General features: G+C 36.6%; 9 protein-coding genes and 1 pseudogene. 2 read left to right on the top strand and 8 right to left on the bottom strand.

What is annotated here, in order from left to right:
* Window positions 1-300: 300 nt before the first annotated feature.
* The 5 genes from AC07E5_RS06680 to AC07E5_RS06660 all read right to left on the bottom strand — a co-directional run bounded on the left by AC07E5_RS06680 (window position 301) and on the right by AC07E5_RS06660 (window position 5,027).
* On the bottom strand, window positions 301-1,092 hold the full coding sequence (locus AC07E5_RS06680; protein WP_498625077.1) for an HNH endonuclease: 792 nt from the start codon (window positions 1,090-1,092) through the stop codon (window positions 301-303).
* Between the two features lie 62 nt (window positions 1,093-1,154).
* Complete coding sequence (locus AC07E5_RS06675) at window positions 1,155-1,697, bottom strand: hypothetical protein (RefSeq protein WP_498625076.1); 543 nt, start codon at window positions 1,695-1,697, stop codon at window positions 1,155-1,157.
* 11 nt (window positions 1,698-1,708) lie between these two features.
* Window positions 1,709-2,197 carry a Panacea domain-containing protein gene (locus AC07E5_RS06670; RefSeq protein ID WP_498625075.1) on the bottom strand — a complete coding sequence of 163 codons (489 nt, stop codon included), beginning with the start codon at window positions 2,195-2,197 and terminating at the stop codon, window positions 1,709-1,711.
* A 796-nt stretch (window positions 2,198-2,993) separates the two neighbouring features.
* Window positions 2,994-3,677, bottom strand: a complete 684-nt coding sequence (locus AC07E5_RS06665; RefSeq protein WP_498625074.1) for a helix-turn-helix domain-containing protein — start codon at window positions 3,675-3,677, stop codon at window positions 2,994-2,996.
* Between the two features lie 240 nt (window positions 3,678-3,917).
* Entirely contained in the window at window positions 3,918-5,027 is a 1,110-nt protein-coding gene (locus AC07E5_RS06660; RefSeq protein WP_317028193.1) for a hypothetical protein, read from the bottom strand.
* 522 nt (window positions 5,028-5,549) lie between these two features.
* Here AC07E5_RS06660 and AC07E5_RS06655 point away from each other — a divergent pair.
* Window positions 5,550-5,993 (top strand): hypothetical protein, encoded by a 444-nt coding sequence (locus AC07E5_RS06655; RefSeq protein WP_317028192.1) that lies wholly within the window; start codon window positions 5,550-5,552, stop codon window positions 5,991-5,993.
* A gap of 108 nt (window positions 5,994-6,101) precedes the next feature.
* On the opposite strand, the gene AC07E5_RS06650 is transcribed toward AC07E5_RS06655, so the two are convergent.
* Genes AC07E5_RS06650 through AC07E5_RS06640 form a run of 3 tightly spaced genes read right to left on the bottom strand, consistent with a single transcriptional unit; the run spans window position 6,102 to window position 10,614 of the window.
* On the bottom strand, window positions 6,102-7,184 hold the full coding sequence (locus AC07E5_RS06650; protein WP_317028191.1) for an Eco57I restriction-modification methylase domain-containing protein: 1,083 nt from the start codon (window positions 7,182-7,184) through the stop codon (window positions 6,102-6,104).
* Window positions 7,184-10,429 (bottom strand): DEAD/DEAH box helicase family protein, encoded by a 3,246-nt coding sequence (locus tag AC07E5_RS06645; RefSeq protein WP_498625072.1) that lies wholly within the window; start codon window positions 10,427-10,429, stop codon window positions 7,184-7,186. The genes AC07E5_RS06650 and AC07E5_RS06645 overlap by 1 nt, the downstream gene beginning before the upstream one ends.
* A gap of 2 nt (window positions 10,430-10,431) precedes the next feature.
* Complete coding sequence (locus AC07E5_RS06640) at window positions 10,432-10,614, bottom strand: hypothetical protein (protein WP_498625071.1); 183 nt, start codon at window positions 10,612-10,614, stop codon at window positions 10,432-10,434.
* An 80-nt stretch (window positions 10,615-10,694) separates the two neighbouring features.
* Here AC07E5_RS06640 and AC07E5_RS06635 point away from each other — a divergent pair.
* Window positions 10,695-10,758: pseudogene (locus AC07E5_RS06635) on the top strand (helix-turn-helix domain-containing protein); the annotation flags it as partial.

Genomic DNA, 10,758 nt, shown 5'->3' with positions numbered 1-10,758 from the left:
TTCGCAAGAGATGCGATGGATGTCTGGTGATTTGTAGTCATAAATTTTAGTACCCACTTGTTTTTAAGTGGGGACTAAATTAAGGCTTATAGGATGAATTCATAAGGTGTGTTCAGCGGACGCTTACCGGTGCTTTACAAGCCTGAACGATCTGCTGTTTAAATTCAGCACTGTATGTTCTTCGTTTTTTCGCAAGAGATGCGATGGATGTCTGATTATTTGTAGTCATAAATTTAAGTCCCCACTTGTTTTTAGGTGGGAACTAAATTAAGGCTTATAGGATGAATTCAGAAGGTGTGTTCAGCGGACGCTTACAAACATATCTACAATAGGTGCAATTCTTTTAAAAAAGTTGTCATATCCATACTGAATTGCAGGCTCTATTTTTTGTTCTTGTAAAGATGTTCTCCAGACATCAAAGTACTCATCATTTGTAATTATTTCACCAAAGTGTATACAGAGCACTTCATAAGCAATTTTTAATAGCAATGATTCAATATCATTGAAGTCTATCGTTATATTTCCATGAATGACTGGATTGTGTTCTATATTTATTTTTGAGTTATCTATTATCTGATTAATTTGTTTATAGATATCTGCTTCATCCACTTTTTTATCTTGTTTCTTAAAAGCTCTAATTACACTAGCTACAACTTGCTTTTTCGAACTTTCTAAATCGGTGGCATCAATATGGCCAGAAAATACTATTCCTTTCTCATCATTTTGAATACATTCCAAAGAATAATGAGTTTTAATTTTATAATCAGGAGTGAAAAATATTTTTTTATCGCCGTATTGATAAGTACCTACTAATGGAAAGTTTGGCACTTTTCCACTTTTGCCCTTGATCTGATACTTATTGGCATGAGCTTTGCCTAAAAAAGACTGGGCAAGTCTATCTTCAAAACCACTTCCCATTGCATTATTGCAAATCTTGCATAGCATCCCAATCTTTAACTTACCACCTAAAAACTCAGGAATAATATGTTCATCACTTTTAGGATTTTTATCATCCTCCCCAAATACACATTTACAGATGACACATTTAGCAAAAGTATGTTTTTTAGCAATTAAATTTTTTGTAATTTCCATTATTATCACTGTGCGTATAAGTATTTTTAAAAAAAATCCAGTCTTCAATAAAAACTAAGATTTCATTCTTCAGAACTATTTTCTGTATCCACTTTTTGCTTTTTATCCTCTTGCTTGCCTTTGTAGAGCCATATTGCGGCAATCGTATAAAGACCTAAAATTGTTGCTGTAGTAGTTGTAATAAGAGCAATATAAGCCGTATCTGATAATTTAAATTCAGTAGGTTCTACAGTCAGCGGAAGCTTGGCACGCTCAATTGGATTAAGATGAATCTCAATGGGCATTACGCCTGCAAAGCCCTGAAGTAAGCTAATCACTGTAATTAGACCCAACCAATAAATTGTTATTTTCGATAAGAAACCTAAATGCTGTTTCCGTAAAGCATGCTCCTCCTTTTCATGTAAGAGTTTTTGCCTGTTTACAAGATCTTGGTGTGATATTTGTTTATACGTTTTGCTCTTAAGGGAGTTGTCCTCCAATAAGGCTTTTTCTTTATTTGGGTTTTCATTAATCCATTGCTTAATCTCCTCATCAACCAATTCTACATGGTCCATGAGGAAATTGAGGTCTTCCGAGCAATTATTTGGGTCAATAATTTCTGTCATTTCAATAACTTTTAGCTCGATTGTGTCTTTTTAGCTTTATTTTTCAAGTCATCAAGTAACAATTTATAATGATTCGAAATTAGATTATCTGAGATTTCATTACCCCAATCTACATGGTCATAAGTCATCGACCAAGGTGTATTGGGAGCATGAGTGATTTGTGACAAAGTAATACCGTCAATATGTCCGTATGCATTAATGACATATTGCAGTACTCCTAACTCTTGTGGATCAAAATCATCATTTGTATGAACTCTAAGCTCTTTGACAGGACTTGCCTTATAGTGCTTAACATTCTCATAAAGTTCTGGAATGACAGGACCGTATTTCCATGCTTCAACTTTTTCCATGACCAAAGGACGATTGAATAAAGCTAACATCCAGCCATGAGAAATATAAACTAATTTTAAGAGCTGCATAGGTGTATATTGCTGAGGAGGGCTTTTTTTTGACCCTAACTCAATCATTTTACTAGCAACTTGAAGTGCAGAATGAGCCATGCTGTACCTCCTATAAGTAAATGCGGAAAAACAGTCCACACTGAGCCTAAATCGGCTATCAAACTTTCTAATCATTGTTCAATGAATTACAACGACTATCACTGAAAGGCAAGGAATTATACATACCATTACATTTAGTATATATGGCTAAATATGAAAGTTTAAAGCAAAGCGACAGACTGGGACGTCATGGTTGGTGTGTTTGTTGCAGATCAGTATTCAAGTATTACTTGATAACTGGACATCTTAGACCGCATTAGATCGGCAAAGACTAATTAGACAAAACCTTAGACATAATTTAGTTATTTTTAGCAATAAGTAGCTGTAATTTAGTTATTTTGTTTTGACATTTTTGCAGACAAAGAACATTGAAAACATATATATTTTTTGCGTTCATAGTGACATTTTTGAAACGGATTTTTGTCTTTTCTGCCATTTTCAAAATGTGCAAAACCACCATGCTTTTTTTGATTCATCACATTGATTTAAAATAATTTAAAAGTTTATTTTGTGCTGCAGTTTAATTATTGGTTTTGACCCTACTCACCTGTTTTTGTAACGTTAGGTCACTTTTTTTTAGTGCTAAATTTCAATATTCACCATTCACCGTTAGCTACTGGGGAAATATTCACCCAAAAGAAAACGCCCCGAAATAAATCGAGGCGTTTAATGCTACTACTTATGAGCTAACCGCTCATGCGGGAGCTAAGTTAGTGGCTAGTAGCCAACCCTACGTGCCGCATCACGGTTTAAATATTAACCAGTTTGGCTATCGGTATCGATACAATAATTTGTTCTAATATTTTACAGATTTAGGCAAGTCTTGATAATCGGTCATGGTAACACTGGCTGCTTCATCATCTTTATGGTGAATTTGATCTAACATATTCAATTCCATGATACGCATCTGTTTTGCGAAATATAAATCAAACATCTGTACCTTTTCCCGTAAGTCATATACGGCGTCCGTTAAATCGGGGTACTTGGTACTAAATTCATCATTCTTTTGTAAGCGTTCCATTGTTTCCACAACATTTTTGGCACTACTACGCAACAACTCGCCTTGAAACGGTGGTAAACGGTCAAGTAAGCCATTTAAATTGTCACATATACGCGCAGTCGCCTCTAAGACTGAACCACGCACAGAGTTAAATACAAGCCCGTTATACGATGCCGCTAAATCACGCTCAAATTCATTGCTCAAACCCAGCAAATAATCAGCACTACAACCATACTCAATACACATGCGGTAAATGGTGGCAAGGTCAATTTTCTTGTTACCATCCTCATGTATAGAAATAATATTAGGCGGCATTTCATCTATGCCATTCCCCCAAACCCGTGTGTATGCATCGCGGCGGGTAAGCCCTGCAATTTCTCTAGCACGGCGGCTATTCTCCCCTACTACTTTATAGAGCCGCTTTTCATCAAAAAATGGGCGCGTATTCTTTATATCTGCATTTAATTCATGCTGTGTCATATTTTTTACTACCTTTTTTATCTTGAGCCTAGTATTACGTTTTTTAAACGGCGCACTGTGTTCGTAAATAACGTGATACAGCCATGCCAAACCTGTTATCTGAAATATTAATGCATCCCACAATCAGCACTAAAACAACCATCCTATAAGTGATTAAATATTTGCGTTCATAGTGACATTTTTGAAACGGGTTTTTTATTTTTCTCCCCTCGTAGTTATTACCCACATAATTACAACAATCTACTCAATTCCGCTGTATTCATCATCTTCAACACTGTCCACGTCATCATATTCGTTCATTTCATCCATACGCCGCTGCATTTCCGCATCTACTTCACGCTGTAACCCGCCTGAATCAATAAAGGCGCGCCGTTTGGCTAACATTATGCATTCATCCAATAAGCGCTGTTTCTGCTTCTCGTACGCTGCATCATCGTTTAAGTCTTTCATACGCGACTCGTTATCGTTGTCACGTAAATCTTCCATTTGTACGCCGTATAGTGATAATTCAAACTTAATGCTTTCACGGCGGCTCTCGGTCAATTGCGTATAAGCAGACATAGCCCGCATTAAAGCTCTTTCCTGTGCTGCGTATAGTTCATATACATGGGGTGGGCATATCTTCAAAAATTCTTGTGAAGACATAATTGCGCCAATCCTGATTAATTCATCACTTAATAGGTCACCAATCTCATTAATCGTACGCATCCGTTTTCGGCTTTTTATGATAACTTCTGCCAATTTTTGAGTACGAATATTTGCGTTCATAGTGACATTTTTGAAACGGGTTTCTTCTGCTTCAACTATCTTTCTAATGTGCGCCGCATAGTCATCCTCAACATAATCATCAAATTGATTATTATCATTATTTTTGTCTATTATTTTTTGCTGCTTAATTTTTATTTTGATACAATTTGCCTGTTTTTGTAACGTTAGGTCACTTTTTTTTAGTGCTTCATCTGCATGCTCCCACCCCTCAAGCTTAGCTCTTTTTGCCAATGCTTGATGTGTTGGAAAATCACTAATCTGTAACTCGTTTTGAACTAAATCCTTTAACTGTCTATGCGTCATCTTAGGATTAGATTCATAGATAGCTCTTACACACTCCCAAAAGTCATCACCAAACCTATTGGCGTCGGGCACTTCCTCACTTGTACGGGCGCGAATCCATTCTTCCGACTTAGCACGGCGCTTTACTGTTGATTCTGACGGAAATTTATCTAAAGCGCATTCTGCCATGAGTATTGTTTTAATTTTCTCATAGCTTGGCTTTGCTTTAGACTCGTAAAGCTTGCGAATCTCGCGCCATAAATCCGTATCGTGGCGCTTCGATAATTCAACGTCTGACATTTGTTAAACTTTTTCAGGCTTCGGCACGTTTTGGTAATGGGTCATCGTAACACTGGCGGCTTCATCATCTTTGTGATTAATCTGATCAAGCATATTTAATTCCATGATATGCCCACATTCACGCAGAATCGGTATAAAACATTAATTTAAAAATTTATTCTGTACCGCAGTATAATTTTTAGTTTTAATACAACTTACCTGATTTAGTAAAGCCGTATCACTTTTTTAAGGGCTAAATTTTAGTATCACTGTTAGCTACTGGGGAAATATTCACCCAAAAGAAAACGCCCCGAAATAAATCGAGGCGTTTAATGCTACTACTTACAAACCAAGCACCCATGCAGAGGCTAACAAGGTGGCTAGTAGCCAACCCCACGTGCTGCATCACAGTTTAAATATTAATCGATTTTGTCTGTTAAATACAGTGAAAAAATAAGTATATATTGATAAACAAAAAGATGGTTTACTTGAACACATAAAATAAGCCTGTGCATATCAGAACAATTAAAATGGAGAATTTTTATGATTAATAAATGCTTACCCAATATAGAAGAACTTACTCCGATTGCAGACAATATCCGCATCATACTCACGGAAAGAGGTTCTAAGGACGTACTCGGTACTGTTATTGAAAATATCCGAAAAAGTGCTGATATGCTCGCACAACATAAAATTGATGCATGGCTAGGTTACGGCGTCTACTTGCCCGCTGTTGAACGTGTGATTGCACTACATAGCGGTGAAAGTGAAACAGATTTTTATATGCGTACCCAATACCCTGTAAATGTGGTTGAGGCTTACACCGTACCCAATGATGATATTGCTACCCTTGCTGCAGCAGATCAATTTAGTCAGATGCATAAAGCCATTGTCCCTATCAATACGGCGGTATGGTGCTTGAATGAAGATGAACAGCACTACATCAATTTGTTAGAGTACGAAAATCGCTTAAAAGCTACTTTTTAGTTTTCTTGTTTTATGTAACTCTATCTGAAAGAAGAAATGCCGAGGCTAACTCGGCATTCTTTTCTAAAATCAATAACAAAGCTTTAATAGAGAGGACTTAAAAAGTTACTATTCCATCGCCTTTATTTTTGTTTCAATAAAATCAATTTCGGACTTGTCCAAACCATATTTTTTATAAAGCTGTTGGTCAATTTCAGGGATAGACTTGCTCCAGTCGATGTCAGAATTTGGGGTGAAGTCTTGTAGGGGAATATGTGCCCATTTTAAAGGAGGATTATCTTGTGTAATTTTTAAGATGCTAAGCAAAGCTCGTGAAAATTTAGACTTTATGTATTTCATTAAATTTTTAGCTTCCATTTCTGTATCAAATGCACCAATTGAAATAAATGTTGGTGTAGCTGAAACAAAAGGATTTCCAATTAAAGGTGTGCTTAATACCTCGCCAATAGCACCTGAACCATTGGCTTTTGGGACAAAAACTTTAAACTTTTCTAAATTATTACTTAATGGATAACGAGCATCCATATACTTTTTATCAATCCAGCGATATGTTCTACTTCCATTATATATCCCTAATAGCTTCCAATAATTTTGGGATTTTTTAGGTTCATTTTCCAGAAAAACATAATCCAAAGAATCAAAAGTTGATGATTTTAATTCATACTCTTCATTTTTACCTAAGATTACCACTTCAGGATGTTTACGTTGAATTTGTTTAAGCCGTTTTTCTGGTGAATCTGGATAATCCTTAAGAAACAACTCATTAAACTTTAAATCAGAACGACCTCCAAACATGATTGATGGCAAGTTTTCAGAAGGGATAGCCTTAAACCTAGATGCTAGTTTTCTTAAATTTTCATCAGGAATAAAGTTTTTTATCGCACCAAACTTTAACTCAGCATCTCTATAAATAACGACAACTCCACCTTTAATATCAGTAGTAGGAAAAATTTTCGATGAATCTTGTTCATAATATTCAACTTTGACATGTTCATCATCGAGCATTTTTTTATTCCAGTCCTTTGCTGTTAAACCTGCATTAAACAAAAACCGTGCAGGTGAAATTAAACAATATTTTGAGCCGACCTTTTCAGCTAGGTCATAAAAATAGTTATAGACAGCATCTTGTTTATTATTAACAGATGATAACTCTTGATACGGCGGATTACCTACCACAACATCAAATTTCATTATTTTTTCTCCCCAAACAGTTCATCACATTTCGCTTCAAAGTTGCCTTGCCCTTTGGCAAATGGCGTGGTATCTAGGCAAACAATATGCGAGTCATTAATATTTTTGGCTTGTTCATCAAAACCAAAAATAAAGTTACGTGCAATACGGTAAATAATTTCACTGGGTGCAAAACCATAAATTTGCTGCTCTAAAATATGCTTTAAGCGTGCATGGTCGTCAGGGATTTCATGTGCTAAACCCACATACAAACGCTTGACGATTTCAGTCAAATACAAACCCGACTTCATATATAAATCAGCAAAGGTTTTGCTAGAGTCTTTAAAAATATCTGGGTCTTCGGCTTGCAAATGGTCAATCATCATTTTCACGACTTTCTTCGGGGTAAAAATCTGATTGGTCTGTTGCGGTGGAATATAGTCAAAAATATCTTCGGCTTGGCTTTCATCAAAGTAATTGGCAAGTGCTTGACGCTTATTTAAAAACTCAAGTACCGACTGGTTAAATACCATCTCATCAAAGAAATGGTAAGTATCACGTAAGGCTCTAAACTGCGCTAAAGAAATCCCTGTGACCTCTTGAAATACATCATCCTTAATCGTTGTATCAAAGTTCTCAAGGGCGGTTGTTGGTTCCCCATACGCCATTAAAAATGACGGGATGGTGCGAGCAAAACCACGTAACCGAGCACGAACGTCATCCTCAACATGATTTTTCTTTTTTTCCTCGGCTTTTTCTAAAATGGTTTGCGTGGTGTTTTGTGTCAACTCTTGTGTTTTATGAGCAACCGTTGCTGCGATATTCTGTTTAAAGTCATCTTCAACTTGCTGTTGCTTCGCTTCATAAACTGCTGTGGCTTGTGCAACTTTGGCAACATCATGCTTTGCTTCAGTCACCATTTTCCGATAATCAATTTCAGCTTCTTTATGTTTAATTTCAGTCTGTTTTTGCACTACAGCAACTTCACGAGCAATGGCATTGGCGGATTGTTGCACCACTTGTTCAGCGACTTTTACAGTCAACCCTTGCTCTTTCGCCAACTCTTTCACAATGTCTTGCGTATTTTTGGTAAAAGCTGTGGCAACCGCATTGGATAAATTTTGGCTTGAGCTGTTCGTAATACTTTCCACAGTTTTGCCAATGTCGGCATAAACTTTTTCACCAAAACGAGCTTGGGTTTGAGCAATGACAATGTCATGCGCCACTCTAACTTCACCCTCATCATCCACTTCTACGTCTTGAGTATCAATAGGTTCATTGGTTTGACGTGGTACGGTTTTACCGATTTCGACAGGATTAAGCTGCTCTAAAATCTCCCGTACTTCTTGCGATGCAAAAATCCCTGATACATTTTGAAAAAGTAGATTCGACATAAAACCACGCCGAACCACTTCTTGCGCTTTAATGACTTTAGGAATGGTTAAAACCTGATTAACATCAAGTTCAACCATTTGCCCTTGGTCGTCTTCGGCTATCACAGGAAAGAAATTCAGCAAAACTTGAATATTATCTTTACGGTCTGTGCTTGTTCCACCGCCATTTGTGGTGTTACTGGACAAATTATTAGCAAATTCATCGTAAATGATGAGCGTTCGTTCAGGCGCAAAATCAAACACATAGGCGTTTTCTTTTTGTCGCATTTCCCCATCAACCACATACGTCCACGGATTTTGCGCTCGGAATGCCGCTTGCATATACAAACTCGGCGATTTCATATTCGACAACATCAGCACAGCTGTCCATTCGGGAACTGTAACCCCTGTAGTAAGTTGTCCTACTGAAAGGGTGATGGTTTTATCATGTTGTTTGATGGCTTGGCGCACACGCTCAAGAGAATTTTGGTTAATGATTTGGTCATCAGCACTACGTCCATCGCCAGCAGCTAAAACTACTTCATAATTTTCAAACACAGGATGTTGCTGTAACAGCTTTTGTAAAGCTTTGGCACTATCAACACGGTTAAGCAACCAAAAGGTATGCTTCAATTTATCTCGCAACTCTTTGGTTGAAAATGGATATTTATGATTACGAGAAAGTGAGTCCAACCATTTTTTTACATCAGCTTCGTAGGTAAATTTCCCTTTATCATTAGTTGAAAAAAATTCATTCAAATCAAAAGCAAAATCTATATTTCTCCCATCAATATCAGCCCCTTTATTTACCGTATCACTCAACATTTGGCTAATTTGATAAGAGAACAAATTTAAGCGAGGTAATTTCTCATAAGGGTTATTTTCTTCGATATTGTCCCATTCAGCCTTAGCTTGTTGTTCATCACTATATGTCCAATTATAAATTGCATTTTGACCAAACTTACCAGATGCAACAGCTTTGAAAGGCGTTCCCGATAAATGCAAAGTAAAATTACGATTGATATTTTCGAAGGCAATATCCGTTTTGAAGGTATCGACACCCTCATGAGATTCATCAATGACCAATAAATCCCATTGGTACTCCTTTACCCATGCTAATTTGTTATAAATTCCACCAAAAGAAATAGCCCCTTTCAAATCTTGTAATGAAATAAAGGCAAGCATGCGGTTTTTACCACTGGAGATTTGCGCCAAAAACTCATCACGTGTCATTACTGGGCGGTCTTTAAGTGAATCACTGGTTGAGATGAAAGCAAAGTCCGTCTGCCATGCTATAAATTTTTCAAAATCATCAAACCATGAATTCGCAATCGCAGGTCGGTTAGTCACAATTAATACTTTTTTTGCATCTAGTTCACGTGCAAAATCATAAGTCGTTAGGGTCTTACCAAAACGAGGCTTGGCATTCCATAAAAATTCACCTTGTGGATTATTTTTGGCATAAATTAGGGTTTGTTGAATTGCTGCCCGTTGTTCTGAGCGCAATTGGTAATCTAATTTTTCCTTGCTTTGCTGATATTGATTATTTTGAAAGTCTGTGAAATCAACATACGCTTGTTCGGGTGTACCATTATAGTAGAACCACTCAGTCGATTGACGTTGTTGAACTTCTTTAAACATCCGTAAATAGCGATGAAATTGCTTATCATTAAACCAATCATCTGAAGTATTAAATTTTGCAGGCGCAGACCATAGCTTTTCATAATCTAAATTGGCTGTTTGGGTCTGCTGTTTAATCCGAATGTCTACATCTTTATGTGTTGTATAGCCTATTTTTATCCACCCATCATTTTTAGGGTAGCTAGGTGTAATATAAGCATAGATTTGAGGGTAAATAGTTTTTGTAGTTCTTATTTGTGGTGAATTACTCATGGTTATTTTACCCCTTTAGCAAAAAATTCCATTTTTTTGCTATCCCAATTCATAATTTTTACCTGTTTCCCCTCCCTAACTAACCACTGCTCTTTAGATTCTTTCTCATTGAAAAATAAAAATGAGGTTTGTAGTATTCTTTCTCTTTTTTCACTTAATGGAATAATGTATTTCAGTCCATCCATTTGAAAAATGTTGTAGCTAATAAGTTGACAAAAATAACTAATCATGCGAAAAAGTTTTTTTAGTTAACAGATGTTCACACATGCCTCGAATTGTTTCTGTACCACTTAGTTTAGAACAGCGAGAACGACTCATTTTTCTGGCCA

The sequence above is a fragment of the Acinetobacter seohaensis genome, from assembly GCF_056431365.1.
Note: the sequence above shows the minus strand (reverse complement) of the source record. Positions and strands in the feature narration are given on the sequence as shown.